This window comes from Rahnella perminowiae (assembly GCF_019049695.1).
Lineage (GTDB): Bacteria > Pseudomonadota > Gammaproteobacteria > Enterobacterales > Enterobacteriaceae > Rahnella > Rahnella perminowiae.
Genome location: NZ_JAFMOT010000171.1, coordinates 23,197 through 43,246 on the forward strand (window position 1 = coordinate 23,197; position 20,050 = coordinate 43,246).

A 20,050-nucleotide genomic window follows, 5' to 3' on the forward strand; every position below is an offset into this window, starting at 1 on the left:
AGCCAGCGAGCGGAGCGCGTGTTGAGAAAAGCGAGGGGAGTTCAGAGGGGAAAAGCTTTTCCCCTCTGGTCGGTTTCGGCGCGGCGGGTCAGGTGATCGCAGTACTTGAAAAACCGAAATATTCTCGATCTGTCTTTAAAAAAGCTTTAGTGCAACGCCTCACTCCCAGTACGCCGGACTGCCAAATTTCTCCACCAGAAAATCAATCACCGCGCGGACTTTGATCGAGGGGCGGCGGCTGTTCGGATACAGTGCTGATATTGTCTGCGGTTCCGGCGAGGTCGATACCTGATAACTTTCCAGCACGCTGACCAGCCGTCCGTCGCGCAGGGCATCGCCAATCAGCCAGGTGGGAAAGACCACCAGCCCCATGCCGTCGATAGCCGCCTGCGTCAGCGTTTCTGCGTTATTGCTGGTCAGTAATCCCCCCAGATGCAGCGAGTGCCATTCCTGATCCGGCTGACGGAAGTACCAGCGCTGCGAACCGGCAAATCCCTTGAACACCAGACAACTGTGACCGGCCAAATCTTCCGGCGATCCGGGCGTTCCTGCACGGGCAAGATACGCAGGGCTGGCGGCAAGACGGAAAGTCTGATGGCCGAGCGTGCGTGCCTGCAGAGTGGAATCCGCCATCACGCCGATACGGATGAGCAAGTCAACGCTGTCCTGCAACGGATCGACAAAATCGTCGGTTTGCATCAGCTCAATATTCAGACGCGGATAACGGGTACTCAGCTCATGCAACCACGGCGCAAGATGTCGCTGACCGAACACTACCGGTGCATTGATGCGTACCAGTCCGCCGGGTTCACTGTCCTGTTCCTGCAAATCCAGAGCCGCCAGATCTAACTGCGCCAGCACCTGCCGCGCATGGCCGGCCAGCAGTTTGCCGGATTCAGTCGGGCTGACGGCGCGCGTATTGCGATACAGCAGTTGTGTTTGTAATGCCTGTTCCAGCTGGGAAATCACCCGCGATACGGTTGACGGCGACATCGCCTCACGCCGCGCCACTTCTGAGAAATTCCCCTGGTCGAGTACTGCGATATACAGGCGTAAAGACTGGATGTTGATCTGATTAAAACCGTTCATCTGTGCATTTTCCGCAAAACTATTTTCCTGATTGTGCTGTTTTTCGCATAGTTGTGCCACGTTATAGTTGCCGTTTCGAAAAAACTAAAAGCAGGACAATGATGAATCTGATGTTAATTCCGCTGGTCATCCTGGCGGGGATGGGGCTTTCACTGGAGGCCGGGCTGATAGGCCCGCTGGGTACAGAAGTGGGGCATTTATGGGCCACACTGAGTATTTTTGGCGTGGGTGCGGTGCTGACCGGGCTGCTGGTGCTGTTTTTCAGCCCGCGTAATGCGCCGTCGTTCAGTACGCAACCGGGCTGGAAGTTATTGGGTGGCGTGCTCGGGCCGGTCTATGTGGTAGTACTGACGCTCGCGACACCGGTTATTGGTATCGGCATGACCATGATCGCGATTTTGTCAGGGCAGGTGGCGAAAAGTGTGCTGATCGACCATTACGGCTGGTTTGGTACGCCACATAAGAAAGTCGGCGGTGAGCGCCTGCTGGCACTGCTGTTTATCGTTGCAGCACTTGTTTTGATTGCCTGGGACTGAACCATGACTGAACTGATTATGATCATTCTGGCCATTGTGGCGGGGGCCGCGCTGAGTATGCAGGCGGCAGTGAACGGACAGTTAGGCGAGAAGGTGGGGGTGCTGAAAAGTGCATTCCTGACGTTCAGCGTCGGAGCTGCCATTACCGCGGTACTGGTGCTGTTTTTGCAAACACCGCAACCGGAAACCTTGCTCACCGTGCCGAAGTGGCAACTCGCGGGCGCATTATTTGGCGTGCCTTACATTATTGTGATGGTGACTGCGGTACCCCGGGTCGGGACGGCGGCGGCAACGGTCGCGGTTATTCTCGGTCAGCTGTCGATGGGCATGCTTATTGATAATTTCGGCTGGCTGGATAACCCGCAGATCGCGCTGTCATGGCACCGGGTGGCGGCTATTCCCTGTCTTGTCATCGCGCTGGCACTGATTTATCGCAGCAACCGGAAAGCACAGTGATCTTCTGACCGGGAGCGGGCCCGTGCTTTACTGAAGGCGCGGGTCAAACATCATCGGTTCGCGTTCGACAGAACTCAGCAAATCCCCAAACGTCGGGTGCAGCGGATTAAGTAATACGTTGTATTCTGACGGCACAATCACTGACGGCACTTTCAGCCCGACATACTCACCTTCCTCCAGCCAGTCATCACCCTGACGTTGTGTGCTGTCAGGTGCTGATGCACTGCGCCAGTCGGCGGGCAGCTCTGAAACTTCAAGCGTATCAAGCAATTCCTCCGGTACTTCAATACTCAGTAAAGTATAGGCGCGCATCAGCATACTGTTTTGCACATGCACCAGAATTTCCAGAATCGCCAGCGAGATGCTGGTGGTGACATAGACTACCGGTCTGCCCGGCGGATTCCAGCGGCCGCCATAAAGTTGCGCACCGGCTCCCGACCAGGCTGTGGCCAGATGACGGGTCTGCACGATACGAAACAGCTTCAACTGAAAACACCGTGCTGGAGACGACCAATCAGGCGGCTGACTTCTACCGCGCCAGCTTCAGAAGACAGCAGTTCCAGCGGACGTGAACCATCGAGTGCCGGAGCAGGGCGGGTGAACCATTCGAGCGCCGAGACACGATCACCTTCGAACAAATCAGTGGCGGCATCCACGATGCGCACCAGCCGTGCCACCCGTTCACTCTCTTCACTTTTCAGCAAGCCGTTCCCGGCTTTACGCCGCGCATAGTTGCGTTCATTAATGCCCATGATTTCCAGTAACACCATTTTTGGCCATCCCAGCTCAGTATTAAGACGGCTGATACTATCAACCGGAAATCCTTTTTGTATGGCATTTATCAAACTGATTCCGCTGCTTGCGGGCAGGCCCGCAGATTGCCAAAGCGGCGTTGCAGAATCTTGCACAGAGCCGGAAGACAGCCCGGTAATTTTTGAATTCATGATGTATACCTCCATACCGTTATTTGTCGTAATTATAGCATGACAAATAACGGTATGGTCATTTTATCAACAGTGATTTTCTGCATCAGACCGTAGAAATAAAATTATGCTGAAACATTATTGTGATCGATATCACATTGGAGATGTATCGGAATGAAACAGAAATTGACAAACCTTGACCAAATCTATTTATTAGCTAAGAAAAGTCGACTCTTGTAGGAAGTAACTGGAAATTGCAGGTTTTTTGCACTATGTGCAGCAATCGGTTGCGGATCACAGTTTTAGGGTTTGTTTTATGCAACGCCTGAAGGTGGCAAGGCGTTGTTCCACCCCCCGCTTCTGGTAAAAATATGAAAAATACAATTATTGCAGCAGGCGCTTTGATGGCTTTGTCCTACAGCGCGACCGTGCTCGCTGATGATAGCAAGGGCGAATTTGTTTCTGACTGGTGGCACCAGAGTGTCAACGTTGTAGGTAGCGCCGATACCCGTTTCGGGCCTACGCTGCGTAACGATGTTTACCTTGAATATGAAGCGTTTGCACACAAAGACTGGTTTGATTTCTACGGCTATATCGATATTCCTAAAACCTTCGGCGCCGGTAACGGCAATGATACCGGTATCTGGGATAAAAACGGTTCTCCGCTGTTTATGGAAATTGAACCTCGTTTTTCTATCGATAAACTGACCGGTACTGATCTGAGTTTCGGTCCGTTCAAAGAATGGTATTTCGCCAACAACTATATCTACGATATGGGGCCGGACAGCGATAACCGTCAGAATACCTGGTACATGGGTCTGGGCACCGACATCGACACCGGTCTGCCGATGAGCCTGTCCCTGAACGTGTATGCGAAATATCAGTGGGAAAACTACGGCGCGGCGAATGAAAACAGCTGGGACGGTTACCGTTTCAAAGTGAAATACTTCGTTCCTCTGACGCAATTATGGGGCGGCAACCTGAGCTATATCGGGTTCACCAACTTTGACTGGGGTTCCTCACTGGGCGATGACGATTTCCGTGATCTGAACGGCAATAAAGCGCGTTCTAACAACTCTATCGCCTCCAGCCATATCCTGTCGCTGAACTACACACATTGGCATTACTCGTTTGTGGCGCGTTACTTCCATAACGGCGGCCAGTGGGCTGACGGCGCTGAGCTGAACTTCGGTAACGGTAACTTCGATGTGAAGTCCACCGGCTGGGGTTACTACGGTGTAATCGGCTACAACTTCTGATTTCAACCGTTGTTCTGGAAAACCCGGCTTAGGTCGGGTTTTTGCTTTTGTTGCTTTCTGAAAAGTCCCCTGTCAGGCATTTTTTTAGCTATTGAGTGAAAAATGACCACAACTACAGGCGATCCTGACGCGCCGTTGTGGCATAATGCGCGCCAAATCACATTTCCCAATTAAGAGCGAGCGTTGTGCTAAGTACTTACAACATCACCATGCAATTCGGCAGCAAGCCGTTATTTGAAAACATTAACGTGAAATTTGGCGGCGGTAACCGTTATGGCCTGATTGGCGCGAACGGTTGTGGCAAGTCCACTTTCATGAAGATCCTCGGTGGCGACTTAGTGCCTTCTGGCGGTAATGTCGTGCTGGACCCGAACGAGCGTCTGGGTAAATTGCGCCAGGATCAGTTCGCCTTCGAACAGTTCAGCGTGCTGGACACCGTTATCATGGGCCACACTGAATTGTGGGAAGTGAAGGAAGAGCGCGACCGTATTTACGCAATGGCGGAAATGAGTGAAGAAGACGGCTACAAAGTGGCTGATCTGGAAGTCGCTTACGGTGAAATGGACGGCTACAGCGCAGAATCCCGTGCGGGTGAATTGTTGCTGGGTGTGGGCATTCCTGTCGAACAACATTATGGCCCGATGAGCGAAATCGCACCGGGCTTTAAACTGCGTGTTTTGCTGGCGCAGGCGCTGTTCTCCGACCCGGAAATCCTGCTGCTCGACGAACCGACGAACAACCTGGACATCGATACCATTCGCTGGCTGGAGCAGGTGCTGAACGAACGTAACAGCACCATGATCATCATTTCGCATGACCGTCACTTCCTGAACATGGTGTGTACGCACATGGCGGATCTGGATTACGGCGAACTGCGTGTTTATCCGGGCAACTACGATGAATACATGACGGCGGCAACGCAGGCCCGTGAACTTCTCAGTGCCAATAACGCCAAGAAGAAAGCGCAGATTGCAGAACTGCAATCGTTCGTCAGCCGCTTCAGCGCGAACGCCTCAAAATCTAAACAGGCGACTTCCCGTGCCCGTCAGATTGATAAAATTCAGCTTGATGAAATCAAAGCATCCAGCCGTCAGAACCCTTACATGCGTTTTGAACAGGACAAGAAATTGTTCCGTAATGCGCTGGAAGTGGAAAAAATCACCAAAGGTTTTGACAACGGTCCGCTGTTTAAAAATCTCGGCCTGATGCTGGAAGTGGGCGAAAAAGTCGCGATTCTGGGTGCCAACGGCATCGGTAAATCCACCCTGCTGAAAACGCTGGTCGGTGAGCATGAGCCGGAAAGTGGTTCAGTAAAATGGTCTGAAAATGCCAAGATCGGCTATTACGCGCAGGATCACGAATATGAATTCGACGAAACCCTGAACGTCTTCGACTGGATGAGCCAGTGGAAATCCGAGAAAGACGACGAGCAGGCCGTACGCGGTGTGTTAGGCCGTCTGCTGTTTGGTCAGGACGATATCAAGAAGAAAGTGAAAGTGCTTTCCGGTGGTGAAAAAGGTCGTATGTTATTCGGGAAACTGATGATGCAACGCCCTAACATTCTGATTATGGATGAACCAACCAACCACCTTGATATGGAATCCATCGAGTCGCTGAACATGGCACTGGAAATGTACGAAGGCACGCTAATCTTCGTTTCTCATGACCGTGAATTCGTCAGCTCTCTGGCAACCCGTATTCTGGAAATGACCCCGACGCGTGTGATCGACTTCTCCGGTAATTATGAAGACTACCTGCGTAGTCAGGGCATCAATAGTTAATTCGCTGCATCCTTCGCGTTGTCTCGGCGTTGGCTGCGTTACTCGGCCCATCCATGGGCCTCGCTCCTGAAGGAGCCGCTGCAAGCAGCGTTCCAATCTGCTCCTGGCAGATTGGTCACTCACCCCGGTCACTTACCGATGTAAGCTCCCGGGGATTCGTGCAGTTGCCGCCTTGATACAACGCGAATGATTTTGCGAATTGTTTTGGGTGTCATAAAAAATAGAAAACCGCCGATAAAGGCGGTTTTTTTGTGTCTGAATTTACTGATTCAAAAACCCCCACATACTTCGCAATGCGGGTCTTTCATCAGTTTCATTTCGCGGAACTGCAACGTCATGGCGTCATACATCAGCAGTTTGCCGCGCGGCGTTTCGCCGAATTTCGTCAGCAGTTTGATGGTTTCCATCGCCTGTAAACTGCCGATGGTGCCGACCAGAGGGGACATAACCCCGGCTTCCACGCAGGTCAGCGCATTTTCACCGAATAACCGGCTCAGGCATTGATAACAAGGTTCATGTGGCTGATAAGTAAATACGCTGAGCTGGCCTTCCATGCGGATGGCAGCGCCGGAAACCAGCGGTTTTTTCTGCGCGAAACATTCACCGTTCAGCTGATTCCGGGTGGTGACGTTGTCGGTGCAGTCGACCACCACGTCACAGGTAGCAATCACTTCACGCAGCCTGTCGTCGCTGGCCTGTGCATTAATCTGATGGATAACGATATGCGGATTGATTGCCGCCAGCGCTATAGCGGCAGATTCTACTTTCGATATACCGATCCGGGCATCAGTATGCAGCGTCTGGCGTTGCAGGTTTGACAGCGAGACGGTGTCATAATCCAGCAATGTTAACGTGCCGGTACCTGCGGCAGCCAGATACTGAGCGGCGGCGCAGCCTAAACCGCCCAGACCAACAATCAGTGCGTGGCTGGATTTCAGTTGTTCCTGACCGTCGAAATCAAACCCTTTCAGTACGATCTGGCGGTTATAACGCAGGGTTTCGGCGTCCGTCAGTTCCGGCAATTGAGACATGTTCAGCTCCGCAGCAGGGCGTTAAACGGTTCGATTTCAACGGATTCGCCCGCTGCTACGTTGCCGCGCCCACGTTCAAGCACGATAAAACAATTGGCCTGACTGAATGAACTGAATACATGCGACCCCTGATGGCCGGTGGTAAGTACTTCCAGTTGCCCCCCGGCGCTGGTGCTGAATATACCGCGCTGAAAATCGAGACGTCCGGGGGATTTTTTCAGTGGCGTCACCGCTATTGCCTTCAGCCGTGGCGGGAACTTCCAGGCCGTATGGCCGGATAACTGCGCAATAAAGGGCTGAACCAGTTGATAAAACGTCAGTGCGGCCGACACCGGATTCCCCGGCAAACCGCAGAACCAGCTGTTTTTCAGTTTGCCGAAAGCAAAAGGTTTGCCCGGTTTCATGGCAAGTTTCCAGAAACCGATTTCACCCAGTTCATCCAGAATTTGCCTGGTGTAATCGGCTTCACCGACCGACACGCCGCCGCTGGAAATCACCAGATCCGCAAAAGCATTGGCTTCTTCAAAAGCTTTACGCAGCGCCTGCGGATTGTCGCGAATAATACCTAAATCCAGCACGGTGCAGCCCAGTTGTTCCAGCATCAGGCGTACAGCGAAACGGTTGGTATCGTAAATCTGCCCCTCCTGCAAAGGCGTCCCCACCGGCTGCAGTTCATCGCCAGTCGAAAATACGGCGACTTTCAGCGGCTTCCAGACATTCACATCGGTGACGCCCAGAGAAGCCAGCAGTGGCAATTCTGCCGCACCCAGTCGGACACCGGCAGGCAGCACGCTGTCGCCCCGTTTTATGTCATCACCGGTCAGACGGATATTCTGGCCCCGGGTGATTTCAGCCGTGAAACGTACACCGGCATCCGAAACGTCGGTCTGCTCCTGCATGATCACGGCGTCAGCGCCCGCAGGCACCGGCGCACCTGTCATGATACGGATACAACTTCCGGCTGGCCATTCGCCATGAAAAGGCGCACCCGCAAAGGCTTTGCCCGCGACCGGGAAAACCGCACCATCCTGTAAATCTGCGCAGCGCACGGCATAGCCGTCCATGGCTGAGTTATCAAAAGGTGGGACGAAAACCGGCGAAAGCACCGGGGTGGCGGTAATGCGGCCAGCCGCGCCGGCGAGCGGGAGGGATTCGGCATCCTGAATTATTTTAGGCGATACACAGGCACGCATTTTATCCAGCGCTTCGTCGAGCGAGATCAGACCGGCAGTATTGAATTCCATGAAAAATCCTCAGTAATTCGTCCCGGTTGTGCAGATAATTTCACCAGAGCCGGGCAGGGAAATGAAGCATACGCACAGTATGACAGAGAAACGCAGCGAACCAAAAATCGCTAAGGGCGTAAAAATTCGACGGAGATTCCTGAATAATTGAGATCGATCCCAAAATTAACAATGTAACGCGGGTATGATAGTTACCGTTATTTGTGATTTAAGTCACACAACTGTCATATAAACAGGAATAACCGGTGCTTAAAAAAAATCGCCATCAGGCCATCCTTCAGTTGGTTGAACAACATGAAGTACTACAGGTAAGCGAACTGGCACAATCGCTGGATGTAAGTCTCGAAACGATCAGACGCGATCTGAGTGAAATGCAGGACAAAGGATTGATTTTACGTCGCCACGGACGCGCGCGTCGTCTGGCCGCTCAGCCTGAAACATCCTGGCTAAACAGTTTGCAACGTTGCCCGCAGCTATAAACGCAGCAACGAAGAGGGAAAAGGAAGGCTTTTAAGCCTTCCTTTTTTTATATGCACGATACCGCGTTCAGCGTGCAGGCTGTTGTTCCAGGGCTTCCGCTTTGCTGTTTACTGCGGCGAAAATCAGCGCCAGCAGCAGGAAAACGTAAGCCACAGTCGCGCTATTGAGCGCCCAGAACAGACCGTACCGGCTGTATACCAGCGACGAGAGTGTGGAAAAAATTAGCGTGCCAAGGGTGCCGAGGGTAAGCAAGGCAGAGGTCAGCGTCGGCGGAGAATTACTGACTTGCAAGCTGCCATAACTCATGATGCCCGAGAACAGCCCCGAATTGCAGAAACCGAACAAACCGGCACAAACAAGGATCAACATCGGGTCCGCGCTGTTAGCGGCAACCGCCAGGCACATCAGCCCGACAAACGCGGAAAGCAGCAGATAGGTGCGCAGCTTAACGAAGCGGACAGTGAACTGATTCACAAACAGGCCGATGGATTTCACCGTCCAGTACGTCGTGATATAAAATGCGGCCCGATCCGCCGCCATGCCGAAATGCGCTTTCAGCCAGCTCGGCAGCCACATGGTAAAAATCGGCTCGGCCAGCAGGAAGGCAAACAGTGCAAAACACAGCACCCAGACCGACATCCCCCAGCGCGTCACCTCAGTTTCAGTTGCCATCGTGGTTTGTGCGGCCTGCGGAATCGACGGGAAGGTCTGCCCGACGCACAGCACAATCATCGCCAGACTCAGCACCGCCATTACGCCATACATCGCCAGCCAGCTTGCGCCATGCTGGAACAGATAGCCCAGCAGCAGCGACAGCACCACACCCGCCAGAGCGAAAAAGAAATCGGTGAGGATTAAATTCGCCGAGCGTTTTTTCGGATCTTCATTAATACGTACCACCAGATAACTGCCGATGGACATCATGATCCCCGACGACGCGCCAATCAGGAACACGCCGATACCAAACATCGTGATGGTGGGCATCAGGAAAAGCGCAATGCAGGCCAGCACGGAAACGGCTGAACCGGTGATCAGCTGTTTGCCCGGATTGAATTTACGCATCAGCACGCCGCTGACCATGATCGGCAGGAACAGACCGATATTCATCAGCGTAAACATCTGGCCGATAAATCCCGGATCTTTGCCAAAGGCCTGCGAAACGGGGCCGATAACAATCCCGAGTGTGGAGACCAGCGCGCCGGTAAAGAAATAGCTTAGCCAGGAAATCATATTGATCCGCTGGCGGTTGAATGCCTGTTCCATAGCCGCTCCTTATTTTACGCTGGCTGAAAGATGGGCGAAAAAGGCGCGGATCAGTCGCGTGAAATCTCCGACGGCCAGTCTGGCGCAACGTAAGGTTTGTTCGTGGGAAAGCGGTGTATCAGAAAGCCCTTCGGCGAAATTGGTCATGGCGGAAATCGCCAGCACTTTCAGCCCGCAGTGACGGGCTGAAATCACTTCCGGCACGATGGACATGCCCACTACGTCGCACCCTAAAATTTGCATCATGCGGATTTCCGCCGGGGTTTCGAAATTCGGGCCGGTATAGGCCGCGAATACGCCTTCTGCGACCTCAATGTTCAGCCCTGCGGCAACAGTGTGAAGTTGTGCGCGAAGATCTTTGTCGTAGGCGTTGGCGAGACTGAAAAAGCGCGGACCAAAACGCTCGTCATTCGGGCCTGTCAGCGGCGATTCGGGCATGAAACTGACATGGTCGGTCAGCGCAACTAACCGACCCGGCGCGACGCTTTTACGCATCGACCCGGCGGCGTTGGTGGCCAGCATAAATTCACAGCCGAGCAGTTTAAAAGTGCGCACCGCACAGGTCATCACTGACATACCGTGCCCTTCGTACAGATGGCCGCGACCCTTCATGCACATCACCGGCACATTTTCCAGATAACCCAGTACCAGTTCACCGGCATGACCGGCGACACTGCTTTGCGGAAATCCCGGCAGTTCGTTGTAGGGAATGGTCACTGCGTCGCTCATGTCGTCGCACAACGTACCGAGGCCGGAGCCTAAAATCAGTGCGGCCTGCGGAATAAAATCAGGGGCGCGCTGGCGAATAATCGCGGCGCAGTCAAAAGCATGGTTATTGAGCATGATCACTTCTCTCATTTTTCACAGTAGGGGGAGGATGCGGGCAATGCTAGTGTGAGCAGCGTTTACGGTCTAATACCGTTCTTTATGCGGATTTATAGACAAAATCTATAAATGTAACTCATTAAATTTAAGAGAGAAATTATGTTGCGGAGTCCGGCATGACACGTCCGTTTACCGATTCGGTGTTTGATCTCGGCCAGATCAATCTCCGGTTATTGCACTATTTTCGCGTGGTGGCCGAAGAACTGAGTTTCAGTAAGGCGGCGGTACGGCTGAATATGTCGCAACCGCCGCTGAGCCTTCACATTAAAGAGCTGGAACATCTGCTGGGTACGCCGTTATTTCTGCGTACCACGCGATCTGTTTCGCTGACGCCGGCGGGCGCGGCGCTGATGCGTGAGGCCGGGCTGATGCTCGACGGTATCAACCGATCGTTACATCGGGTACGTAAAATCGGGCGCGGGGAGGTCGGGCATATTCAGCTGGGGACCGTTGGTACCGCAGTCTGGGGCCCGCTGATGCCTGCCCTTAACCGCTTTGGAAAAAATGCACCGGAAATAAGCTGGACGATGACCGAACTGACCCCGGTGCAGCAAATCGATGCCTTACAATTGCAGCGGATCGATATTGGCATCTGGCGTGAGGCTAAACTGACGCTGCCACAGGGGCTAAAAAGCCGGCTGATGGGACGGGAAAACGTCGCGCTGGCGGTTTCAGAACACCACCGGCTGGCGACAAAAAACAGCGTGGTACTGAGTGAGCTGGCGCATGAGGATTTCATTGTGATGCCGATGAGTGCTTCAGGTCTTGGCAGTTATCTGTATTCGATGTGCCGGCAATACGGCTTCTTACCGCAGGTGAAACATCAGGTAAACGAACCGCAAACTGCGCTGGCACTGGTGGCCAACGGGAATGGCATTACACTTTTACCGGAAAGCTACGCGCGCATTCACTGGCCGGGCGTGCGTTTTTGTGCGCTCAGCGAACGGCTGCCTGCAGATTTGTATGCCATTTATCAGGCGGATTCGGTGACGCCGGCGGCAACACGTTTTCTGGATTCACTGGGCGAGGTGAATTGAGAAAGCAGGGCCGGAGCCCTGCTGCGGGGAGAGTTTAGTGCGCGGTGACTTCGTGGTTAATTTTCTCTGCCTTGCTCTTCAGGCTGGCAAGCACCACCATCAGCACCAGCAACGCGTAAGAAACGGTCGCAATATTCAGCGCCCAGAACAAGCCGTACTCGTTGTAGATGAAAGAAGAGAAGGACGCGAAAATCAGCGTGCCGACGGAGCTGGTGGTCAGCAGTGCGGATGTCAGCGTAGGTGGGGAGTTTTTCACCTGCAAGCTGCCGTAGCTCATCAGGCCGGAGAACAGACCGGAGTTACAGAAACCGAACAGACCCACGGCGAAGAGCACCAGTACCGGTGAATTGCTGGTGGTCAGCGCCGCCAGGCTTGCCATACCGACAATCACGGAAACCAGCAGGAAAGTACGCAGTTTGACGAAACGCACGGTGAACTGATTCAGGAACAGGCCAATCGCTTTCACCATCCAGTAAGTGGTGATGTAAATCGCGGCACGGTCCGTTTCCATACTGAAATGCTCATGCAACCAGCTTGGCATCCACAGTGTGAAGACCAGTTCAGTAAAGACAAAAGCAAACAGTGCGATACACAGGAAGAAGACCGCAATGCCCCACGGCTCTTTCGCCACGTTGTGCGTCGATTCGTTTTTTACCGGTTGCGGTACGTGCGGGAATTTCTGACCTGCGCACAGCAAAATCATCAGCAGGCTGAGTGCACCCATGATGCCGTACATTGCCAGCCAGCTTGCGCCGTGTTTGAACAGGAAGCCCAGCACCAGTGACAACGTCATACCGGAAAGCGCGAAGAAAAAGTCGGTGAAGATTAAGTTTGCGGAACGTTTTTTCGGGTCGTCATTAATACGGACGACCAGATAGCTGCCGATAGACATCATCAGGCCCGCCGTGGCACCGATCAGGAATACGCCCACGCCAAACAGGGTAATCGACGGCACAATAAATAGCGCGATACAGACCAGTACCGAAATGAAAGAGCCGGTCATCAGTTGTTTGCCCAGATCAAACTTACGCATCAGGATGCCGCTGATCATAATTGGCAGGAACAGGCCGATGTTCATTAAAGAAAACATCTGACCGATAAAGCCCGGATCTTTGTTAAATGCAGTGGCCACCGGCCCGATAACAATGCCCAGAGTGGAAACCAGTCCACCGGTAAAGAAATAGCTGAGCCACGAGATCACATTAATCCGACGGCGGTTATAAACAGTTTCCATAAACTGATTTCCTAAAAAGAGAAAATAAAAAAAGCTGCAGGAAGTTTATCCGGAGAGGCATTTATCCGCAGTTAAGACGTTTATTATTGCTGTTCTTTGGTCATTTGTCCCGCGGGTATATTCAATTGCAGCATTTGTTTTTCTTAAACAATCTAAGCAATTAGCGACCTTTTGATGGCGCGACATTTCTGCTTTACATACTGTTGCGGGCTAAATATAGTCAAAAACAGCTCAACATTTTCCTCTACATAAATACAACATCGAAAGGTGCAGCGCTAATGAGTTTTTCTACTGATAATTCAGCGGCTTCCGTTTCGGACAAGAAGCGGCCGGTTATTGCGATCCACGGTGGTGCAGGGGCGATTACCCGCGCGGCGATGAGCGCTGAAAAAGAACGACTTTATTTAGCCGAACTGGAGAGAATAGTCGCCAGCGGACAGGCTATTCTGGCCTCCGGCGGCAGTGCACTGGATGCGGTCACCGAAGCGGTGCGTCTGCTTGAAGAGTGCCCGTTATTTAATGCCGGAAAAGGGGCGGTTTTTACCCATCAGGGCACGCATGAGTTAGACGCCTGCATTATGGATGGCCGTACGCTCGATGCCGGTGCCATCAGTTGTGTGAACCATATTCGCAATCCTGTTCTCACCGCCCGTAAGGTGCTGGAAGTCAGTCCGCATGTGATGTTTACCGGCGCGGGCGCGGAAGCCTTTGCCCGCGAACACGGCCAGGAAATGGTCGGACCGGACTACTTTTTCACGCAGGAACGTTATGATCAGTTGCAACGTGCCATCGCGGCAGATAACGGCGTGATGCTTGATCACGATGGCGCGTCGCTCAGTGCCCCCGTGTCTGATGACCCGCTGGATCCTGAACATAAATTTGGCACCGTAGGTGCCGTGGCGATGGACGCGCTGGGTAATCTGGCGGCGGCGACATCAACCGGCGGTATGACCAACAAACAGGCCGGGCGCGTCGGCGATTCACCGGTTATTGGCGCGGGCTGTTACGCCAATAACAATACGGTAGCGATTTCCAGCACCGGTACCGGCGAAGTGTTTATGCGCACGGTGGCAGCCTACGATGTGGCGGCGCTGATCGAATATGCCGGTCTTTCTCTGGAAGAAGCCACACATAAGGTGGTGCAGGAAAAACTGCTTTCTCTGGGCGGAAGCGGTGGAATGATTGCCGTGGATAAATTTGGCAACGTGGTGCTACCTTTTAACAGCGAAGGCATGTACCGCGGCTTCGCCCGTGTGGGTGACGCTCCCTGCGTCAGTATTTACCGGTCATGAACAGCCCGATGAACAGTTCGCTTATTCTGCCACCCGATCACGTGGTTGCCGTCAGCCAGCTCAGCGTGCAGTTTGCTCATGAAGGGCAGGTCACTCAGGCGGTCAGTAATCTCAGTTTTCAGGTAAAGCGCGGTGAAACGCTGGCGATTGTTGGCGAATCGGGTTCCGGAAAATCCGTGACCTCGCTGGCGCTGATGCGGCTGGTGGAGCAGGGCGGCGGAAAGATTTTACAGGGTCAAATGCAGTTTCGTCGTCGTAACGGTGAGGTAGTTGATTTGATCAACGCCACGCAGCCTGCCATGCGTAATCTGCGTGGTGCGGATATGGCGATGATTTTTCAGGAGCCGATGACGTCGCTCAATCCGGTCTTTCCGGTGGGCGAACAAATTGCCGAATCGATCCGCTTGCATCAGAACAAAGATCACCGCGCCGCCCGTGCGGAAGCGCTGCGGATGCTTGATCTGGTGCGCATTCCTGAAGCCCGGAATATTCTCGACAGTTATCCGCATCAGCTTTCCGGCGGCATGCGCCAGCGGGTGATGATTGCGATGGCGCTCTCCTGTAAGCCTGCGTTACTGATTGCCGATGAACCGACGACGGCGCTGGATGTCACCATTCAGGCACAAATTCTGCAACTGATCCGTGTGCTGCAAAAAGAGATGCAGATGGGGGTGATTTTTATCACACATGACATGGGAGTAGTGGCCGAAATTGCGGACCGTGTGCTGGTAATGCATCAGGGCAACAGTGTCGAAACGGGGGAAGTAAACGCTATATTCCGTTCACCGCAGGCGCCTTACACTCAGACATTGCTGGCGGCGGTGCCCAAACTCGGCTCGATGGCCGGTAAAGCGCTGCCCGCACGCTTTCCCGCGCCTGAACAGCCGGAAAGTGATCCGGCGCTGATACAAAATACCCTCACACCAGGCGCGCCTCCTATATTGCAGGTGCGCGATCTGGTGACGCGTTTTGACCTGCGCAGCGGTGTTTTCAATCGCGTAACCCGACGGGTTCATGCCGTGGAAAAAGTCAGTTTTGATTTGCATCCCGGTGAAACGCTGGCGCTGGTGGGGGAATCAGGCTGTGGTAAATCCACCACCGGCCGTTCGCTGTTAAAACTGGTGAAAAGCCAGGGCGGTACTATCACCTTTAAGGGCCAGACGCTGACCGATATCGGGGGCAGTGAACTGCAACATCTGCGCCGTGATATTCAGTTTATTTTTCAGGACCCTTACGCCTCGCTCGATCCGCGCCTGACGGTAGGTTATTCCATTATGGAGCCGCTGCTGGTTCACCACCTGGCAAAAGGCGAAGAAGCCGAAGCCCGCGTGGCATGGTTACTGGAAAAAGTCGGGCTGTTGCCGGAACACGCGCAGCGTTATCCTCACGAATTTTCCGGCGGTCAGCGGCAGCGAATTTGCATTGCACGCGCGTTAGCGCTTAATCCAAAAGTGGTGATTGCCGATGAATCGGTTTCGGCGCTGGATGTGTCTGTCCGTGCGCAAATCATCAATCTGCTGATGGATCTGCAGAAAGAGTTTGGTCTGGCATTTTTGTTTATTTCACACGATATGGCCGTTGTTGAGCGCATCAGCCACCGTGTGGCGGTGATGTATCTCGGACAGATCGTGGAAATCGGCTCGCGCCGTGCGGTATTTGAAACGCCACAACATGCCTATACCCGCAAACTCATGGCGGCGGTGCCGGTCGCCGATCCGGCGCACAAACGAAAAGATCAGGCGCTGCTGGTTGATGAAATCCCAAGTCCGGTTCGCGGGCTGCACGATGAGCCGGTGGTGATGCCATTGGTAAAGGTGGGCGAAGGCCATTTTGTCGCCAGGCACAGTATTGCGGGTATTTACTGATTTTTCTGGCGGCTTATTTGAGCCGTCAATTCTTCGCAAGATAAACGGGTAAGACAGGAAAAGGAACTGACATGAATCAGCAGAAATCTAAAGGTAAGAACGTTGTCCGTCAGGCCGTGCTCGCTGCCGCTGTTTTTGGTTCGCTGGCGTCGGCTTCTGCATGGGCGGCAAAAGACGTGGTCATCGCCGTAGGTTCTAACTTCACCTCGCTCGATCCGTATGACGCCAACGACACCCTGTCGCAGGCTGTCGCCAAATCCTTCTATCAGGGCCTGTTTGGCTTTGATAAAAATATGAAACTGGAAAACGTTCTGGCGGACAGTTACACCGTCAGTAAAGACGGTCTGGTTTACACCATCAAGCTGCATCCGGGCATCAAGTTCCAGGACGGCACCGACTTCAATGCGGCGGCGGTAAAGGTTAACTTTGACCGCGCCAGTAATCCGGACAGTCACCTTAAACGCTATAACCTGTTCAAGAATATCGCCAGCACCGAAGCCGTTGATGACAACACGGTGAAAATCACCCTGAAAGAGCCGTTCTCAGCCTTTATTAATATTCTGGCACACCCGTCTGCGGTGATTATTTCCCCGGCGGCGCTGACCAAATACGGCAAAGACATCGGTTTCCATCCGGTTGGCACCGGCCCGTATACGCTTGAACAATGGAATCAGACTGACTTTGTGAAAGTGAAGAAGTTTGACGGGTACTGGAAAACAGGCGAGCCGAAACTCGACACCATTACCTGGCGTCCTGTGGTAGATAACAATACCCGGGCGGCAATGTTGCAAACCGGCGAGGCTGACCTGGCGTTCCCGGTGCCTTACGAACAGGCGGCCTTGCTGGAGAAAAACGCTAAACTGGATCTGGTGACCGCGCCGTCGATTCTGCATCGCTACATCAGTTTCAATGTCACGCAAAAGCCGTTCGACAATGTGAAAGTGCGTGAGGCGATTAACTACGCGATTAACAAACAGGCGCTGATTAAAGTTGCATTTGCCGGTTACGCCGTGCCGTCTGAAGGGCCGCTGCCGCAGGGCATCGAATACGCGGCGAAATTTAAACCGTGGCCGTATGATCCGGCAAAAGCGAAAGCGTTATTGAAAGAAGCCGGTTATCCGGACGGTTTTACCACCACGTTGTGGTCTTCACATAACAACAGTACCGCGCAAAAAGTGTTGCAGTTTACCCAACAGCAACTGGCGCAGGTGGGTATTAAAGTGACAGTCACCGCAATGGATGCTGCGCAGCGTGCGGCGCAGGTTGAGAACGTCGGACAAAAAGAGGCGGGCATCCGTATGTTCTACACCGGCTGGTCTGCCTCTACCGGTGAAGCAGACTGGGCACTGTCTCCGCTGTTTTCCACCCAGGCCGCGCCACCGAAGCAGTTCAATACTGCCTTCTACAGCAACGCACAGGTGGATAAAGATTTGTCCGATGCGCTGAAAACGACCGACAAAGCCGAGAAAGCCAAACTGTACGCCGATGCCCAGAAACAAATCTGGACCGATGCGCCGTGGGCATTCCTGGTCACTGAACGTCTGGTTTCAGCCAAAAATAAACGTCTGACCGGTTTCTATGTGATGCCGGATACGGCTTTCAGCTTTGACGATGCAGATGTGAAATAATACGCGGTGAAGCCTTCAGGGCGCGTCATGTAACAGCATGGACGCCCTGAAATCGTGTGTTCCGGGGCCGGAACATAGATGTCTACCGTGAAATCACAGACAGCCAATCATGCTTAATTATTTTTTAAAACGATTACTCGGACTGATACCCACGCTGCTGATTGTGGCCGTGCTGGTCTTTTTGTTTGTGCATCTGTTGCCGGGCGATCCGGCGCGGCTGATGGCCGGCCAGGATGCTGATGCCAGCGTGGTTGCGCTGGTGCGTCAGGATTTAGGGCTGGATAAGCCGCTTTATCAGCAATTTTTCACTTTCTTCGGCAATGCGCTGACCGGTGATTTCGGCCACTCGATGGTTTCAAAACGCCCGGTCATTGAAGAAATCAGTTCGCGCTTTATGCCGACGTTTTGGCTGACGCTGACCAGTATGGTGTGGTCAGTGGTTTTCGGTCTGGTGATTGGCGTGGTCTCCGCCGTGTGGCGTAACCGCTGGCCGGACAGACTGGGCATGGCGCTCGCCGTCTCAGGTATTTCCTTCCCGGCTTTCGCGCTGGGCATGTTGCTGATGCAAATTTTTTCCGTTGAACTGGGCTGGCTGCCGACGGTCGGTGCCGACAGCTGGCGGCACTATATTCTCCCTTCTGTTACGCTCGGTGCAGCGGTGGCGGCGATCATGGCCCGCTTTACCCGCGCGTCCTTTGTCGACGTTATGCAGGAAGATTATATGCGTACCGCGCGCGCCAAGGGCGTGCACGAAGCGGTGGTGGTGGTCAAACATGGCCTGCGCAACGCGATGATCCCGGTTGTGACGATGATGGGGTTGCAATTTGGCTTCCTGCTCGGCGGGTCGATTGTGGTTGAAAAAGTGTTCAACTGGCCGGGGTTAGGGCGGTTGCTGGTTGATTCGGTCGAGATGCGGGATTATCCGGTGATACAGGCAGAAGTGCTGCTGTTTTCGCTGGAGTTCATCCTGATCAATCTGCTGGTAGACATGCTGTACGCCGTCATTAACCCTTCCATCCGATACAAGTGAGTAAGCGCATGAAAAACTGGCGGCGAAATGCCGTACTCGCGAGTTTACCGGTCATCACGCCGGAAACTGCGCAATCACAGGCGGGAAGGACACCGTGGAAAGCGTTCTGGCGTCGTTTTCGCCGGCAGCATATTGCGATGATTGCGGGGGCTTTTATCCTGCTGCTGATCGCGGCGGCCATTCTTGCGCCGTGGCTGGTGCCGTTTGATGCGGAAAATTACTTTGATTATGACCGTCTGAACGACGGGCCATCGCTGGTCCACTGGCTGGGCGTGGATTCTCTCGGGCGTGACATTTTCAGCCGCATACTGATGGGCACGCGGATTTCACTCGCCGCAGGCGTACTTTCTGTGGTGCTCGGCGCGGCAATCGGTACGGTGTTCGGCTTGCTGGCGGGATATTACGAAGGCTGGTGGGATCGCATTACCATGCGCGTCTGTGACGTCCTGTTTGCTTTTCCCGGGATTTTACTGGCGATCGCCGTCGTTGCGGTAATGGGCAACGGTATGTCGAATGTGATTATCGCTGTGGCGATTTTCAGCATTCCTGCCTTCGCACGTCTGGTTCGCGGCAATACGCTGGTGCTGAAACAACAAACTTATATTGAATCGGCGCGCAGCATCGGCGCATCCGACGCCACGATTTTGTTCCGCCACATTCTGCCGGGTACGTTGTCGTCCATAGTGGTGTATTTCACCATGCGTATCGGCACGTCGATCATCACCGCCGCCAGCCTGTCGTTTCTGGGTATGGGCGCACAGCCCCCGACGCCGGAGTGGGGCGCGATGCTCAACGAAGCCCGCGCCGACATGGTCATGGCTCCCCATGTGGCCATATTCCCCAGTCTGGCCATATTCCTGACCGTACTGGCGTTTAATTTGCTGGGTGACGGATTACGGGATGCGCTGGATCCAAAATTGAAGAATTGATTTTTGCTCCCTTCCCTGCGAAGGGGAGGGAGCAAGGCGAAACACTGCCCTATCAGCAGGGAGAGGAGCCGGTTGCTTCTATTTTTAG

General features: G+C 53.6%; 19 protein-coding genes. 11 read left to right on the forward strand and 8 right to left on the reverse strand.

The window, feature by feature from the left end; genetic code table 11:
- Nucleotides 1–159: 159 nt before the first annotated feature.
- A complete protein-coding gene (locus tag J1781_RS09830; protein WP_129991275.1) occupies nucleotides 160–1,089 on the reverse strand; it encodes a LysR family transcriptional regulator in 930 nt (309 codons plus the stop codon).
- A 101-nt stretch (nucleotides 1,090–1,190) separates the two neighbouring features.
- Between J1781_RS09830 and J1781_RS09835 the strand changes: the two genes are divergently transcribed.
- Nucleotides 1,191–1,625, forward strand: coding sequence for a DMT family transporter (locus J1781_RS09835; protein ID WP_217139064.1), 435 nt, complete (start codon nucleotides 1,191–1,193; stop codon nucleotides 1,623–1,625).
- Between the two features lie 3 nt (nucleotides 1,626–1,628).
- Nucleotides 1,629–2,081 (forward strand): DMT family transporter, encoded by a 453-nt coding sequence (locus J1781_RS09840; RefSeq protein ID WP_129952430.1) that lies wholly within the window; start codon nucleotides 1,629–1,631, stop codon nucleotides 2,079–2,081.
- A 27-nt stretch (nucleotides 2,082–2,108) separates the two neighbouring features.
- Here J1781_RS09840 and J1781_RS09845 read toward each other — a convergent pair whose 3' ends face one another.
- Together J1781_RS09845 and parS are read right to left on the reverse strand one after the other, a co-directional pair.
- Nucleotides 2,109–2,567: an RES family NAD+ phosphorylase gene (locus J1781_RS09845; RefSeq protein WP_217219389.1), complete on the reverse strand. Its 459-nt coding sequence runs from the start codon at nucleotides 2,565–2,567 to the stop codon at nucleotides 2,109–2,111.
- Complete coding sequence (gene parS, locus J1781_RS09850; RefSeq protein ID WP_129952432.1) at nucleotides 2,564–3,025, reverse strand: Xre family toxin-antitoxin system antitoxin; 462 nt, start codon at nucleotides 3,023–3,025, stop codon at nucleotides 2,564–2,566. The genes J1781_RS09845 and parS overlap by 4 nt, the downstream gene beginning before the upstream one ends.
- 350 nt (nucleotides 3,026–3,375) lie before the next feature.
- Here parS and J1781_RS09855 point away from each other — a divergent pair, with 350 nt between their 5' ends.
- On the forward strand, nucleotides 3,376–4,263 hold the full coding sequence (locus tag J1781_RS09855) for a nucleoside-specific channel-forming protein Tsx (RefSeq protein ID WP_129952433.1): 888 nt from the start codon (nucleotides 3,376–3,378) through the stop codon (nucleotides 4,261–4,263).
- Between the two features lie 185 nt (nucleotides 4,264–4,448).
- On the forward strand, nucleotides 4,449–6,044 hold the full coding sequence (locus tag J1781_RS09860) for an ABC-F family ATPase (RefSeq protein ID WP_129952434.1): 1,596 nt from the start codon (nucleotides 4,449–4,451) through the stop codon (nucleotides 6,042–6,044).
- Between the two features lie 269 nt (nucleotides 6,045–6,313).
- Here the strand turns inward: J1781_RS09860 and moeB are convergent, their stop codons facing one another.
- Nucleotides 6,314–7,075 (reverse strand): molybdopterin-synthase adenylyltransferase MoeB, encoded by a 762-nt coding sequence (gene moeB / locus J1781_RS09865; RefSeq protein WP_217233492.1) that lies wholly within the window; start codon nucleotides 7,073–7,075, stop codon nucleotides 6,314–6,316.
- Nucleotides 7,076–7,077: 2 nt separating this feature from the next.
- Nucleotides 7,078–8,319: a molybdopterin molybdotransferase MoeA gene (moeA, locus tag J1781_RS09870; RefSeq protein WP_129952436.1), complete on the reverse strand. Its 1,242-nt coding sequence runs from the start codon at nucleotides 8,317–8,319 to the stop codon at nucleotides 7,078–7,080.
- Nucleotides 8,320–8,564: 245 nt separating this feature from the next.
- Here moeA and J1781_RS09875 point away from each other — a divergent pair, with 245 nt between their 5' ends.
- On the forward strand, nucleotides 8,565–8,798 hold the full coding sequence (locus J1781_RS09875; protein ID WP_013574728.1) for a DeoR family transcriptional regulator: 234 nt from the start codon (nucleotides 8,565–8,567) through the stop codon (nucleotides 8,796–8,798).
- 67 nt (nucleotides 8,799–8,865) lie between these two features.
- Here the strand turns inward: J1781_RS09875 and tsgA (J1781_RS09880) are convergent, their stop codons facing one another.
- Together tsgA (J1781_RS09880) and xapA are read right to left on the reverse strand one after the other, a co-directional pair.
- Nucleotides 8,866–10,062 carry an MFS transporter TsgA gene (gene tsgA / locus J1781_RS09880; protein ID WP_129952437.1) on the reverse strand — a complete coding sequence of 399 codons (1,197 nt, stop codon included), beginning with the start codon at nucleotides 10,060–10,062 and terminating at the stop codon, nucleotides 8,866–8,868.
- Nucleotides 10,063–10,071: 9 nt separating this feature from the next.
- The gene (xapA, locus tag J1781_RS09885) at nucleotides 10,072–10,905 is read right to left on the reverse strand and encodes a xanthosine phosphorylase (RefSeq protein WP_129952438.1); all 834 of its coding nucleotides are present in this window, start codon (nucleotides 10,903–10,905) and stop codon (nucleotides 10,072–10,074) included.
- A gap of 158 nt (nucleotides 10,906–11,063) precedes the next feature.
- Here xapA and J1781_RS09890 point away from each other — a divergent pair, with 158 nt between their 5' ends.
- The gene (locus J1781_RS09890) at nucleotides 11,064–11,984 is read left to right on the forward strand and encodes a LysR family transcriptional regulator (protein ID WP_217158831.1); all 921 of its coding nucleotides are present in this window, start codon (nucleotides 11,064–11,066) and stop codon (nucleotides 11,982–11,984) included.
- A gap of 34 nt (nucleotides 11,985–12,018) precedes the next feature.
- Here the strand turns inward: J1781_RS09890 and tsgA (J1781_RS09895) are convergent, their stop codons facing one another.
- A complete protein-coding gene (tsgA, locus tag J1781_RS09895; RefSeq protein WP_129952440.1) occupies nucleotides 12,019–13,218 on the reverse strand; it encodes an MFS transporter TsgA in 1,200 nt (399 codons plus the stop codon).
- A 278-nt stretch (nucleotides 13,219–13,496) separates the two neighbouring features.
- Between tsgA (J1781_RS09895) and J1781_RS09900 the strand changes: the two genes are divergently transcribed.
- The 5 genes from J1781_RS09900 (at nucleotide 13,497) to gsiD (ending at nucleotide 19,962) form a co-directional block, all read left to right on the forward strand.
- Nucleotides 13,497–14,510, forward strand: a complete 1,014-nt coding sequence (locus J1781_RS09900; RefSeq protein WP_129952441.1) for an isoaspartyl peptidase/L-asparaginase family protein — start codon at nucleotides 13,497–13,499, stop codon at nucleotides 14,508–14,510.
- The gene (locus tag J1781_RS09905) at nucleotides 14,507–16,375 is read left to right on the forward strand and encodes a dipeptide ABC transporter ATP-binding protein (protein ID WP_217233493.1); all 1,869 of its coding nucleotides are present in this window, start codon (nucleotides 14,507–14,509) and stop codon (nucleotides 16,373–16,375) included. Before J1781_RS09900 ends, J1781_RS09905 begins: the two co-directional genes overlap by 4 nt.
- A 71-nt stretch (nucleotides 16,376–16,446) precedes the next feature.
- Nucleotides 16,447–18,003, forward strand: a complete 1,557-nt coding sequence (gene gsiB / locus J1781_RS09910) for a glutathione ABC transporter substrate-binding protein GsiB (protein WP_217233494.1) — start codon at nucleotides 16,447–16,449, stop codon at nucleotides 18,001–18,003.
- A 109-nt stretch (nucleotides 18,004–18,112) separates the two neighbouring features.
- Nucleotides 18,113–19,033 carry a glutathione ABC transporter permease GsiC gene (gsiC, locus tag J1781_RS09915; RefSeq protein WP_129952444.1) on the forward strand — a complete coding sequence of 307 codons (921 nt, stop codon included), beginning with the start codon at nucleotides 18,113–18,115 and terminating at the stop codon, nucleotides 19,031–19,033.
- 8 nt (nucleotides 19,034–19,041) lie between these two features.
- On the forward strand, nucleotides 19,042–19,962 hold the full coding sequence (gene gsiD, locus J1781_RS09920; RefSeq protein WP_217219607.1) for a glutathione ABC transporter permease GsiD: 921 nt from the start codon (nucleotides 19,042–19,044) through the stop codon (nucleotides 19,960–19,962).
- Nucleotides 19,963–20,050 lie beyond the last annotated feature (88 nt).

Coding starts and splice junctions, on each gene's coding strand:
- J1781_RS09830 (WP_129991275.1), bottom strand. CDS start 1,089: ATGAACGGTTTTAATCAGATCAACATCCAGTCTTTACGCCTGTATATC.
- J1781_RS09835 (WP_217139064.1), top strand. CDS start 1,191: ATGAATCTGATGTTAATTCCGCTGGTCATCCTGGCGGGGATGGGGCTT.
- J1781_RS09840 (WP_129952430.1), top strand. CDS start 1,629: ATGACTGAACTGATTATGATCATTCTGGCCATTGTGGCGGGGGCCGCG.
- parS (WP_129952432.1), bottom strand. CDS start 3,025: ATGAATTCAAAAATTACCGGGCTGTCTTCCGGCTCTGTGCAAGATTCT.
- J1781_RS09855 (WP_129952433.1), top strand. CDS start 3,376: ATGAAAAATACAATTATTGCAGCAGGCGCTTTGATGGCTTTGTCCTAC.
- moeB (WP_217233492.1), bottom strand. CDS start 7,075: ATGTCTCAATTGCCGGAACTGACGGACGCCGAAACCCTGCGTTATAAC.
- moeA (WP_129952436.1), bottom strand. CDS start 8,319: ATGGAATTCAATACTGCCGGTCTGATCTCGCTCGACGAAGCGCTGGAT.
- tsgA (WP_129952437.1), bottom strand. CDS start 10,062: ATGGAACAGGCATTCAACCGCCAGCGGATCAATATGATTTCCTGGCTA.
- xapA (WP_129952438.1), bottom strand. CDS start 10,905: ATGCTCAATAACCATGCTTTTGACTGCGCCGCGATTATTCGCCAGCGC.
- J1781_RS09890 (WP_217158831.1), top strand. CDS start 11,064: ATGACACGTCCGTTTACCGATTCGGTGTTTGATCTCGGCCAGATCAAT.
- tsgA (WP_129952440.1), bottom strand. CDS start 13,218: ATGGAAACTGTTTATAACCGCCGTCGGATTAATGTGATCTCGTGGCTC.
- J1781_RS09900 (WP_129952441.1), top strand. CDS start 13,497: ATGAGTTTTTCTACTGATAATTCAGCGGCTTCCGTTTCGGACAAGAAG.
- J1781_RS09905 (WP_217233493.1), top strand. CDS start 14,507: ATGAACAGCCCGATGAACAGTTCGCTTATTCTGCCACCCGATCACGTG.
- gsiB (WP_217233494.1), top strand. CDS start 16,447: ATGAATCAGCAGAAATCTAAAGGTAAGAACGTTGTCCGTCAGGCCGTG.
- gsiC (WP_129952444.1), top strand. CDS start 18,113: ATGCTTAATTATTTTTTAAAACGATTACTCGGACTGATACCCACGCTG.
- gsiD (WP_217219607.1), top strand. CDS start 19,042: ATGAAAAACTGGCGGCGAAATGCCGTACTCGCGAGTTTACCGGTCATC.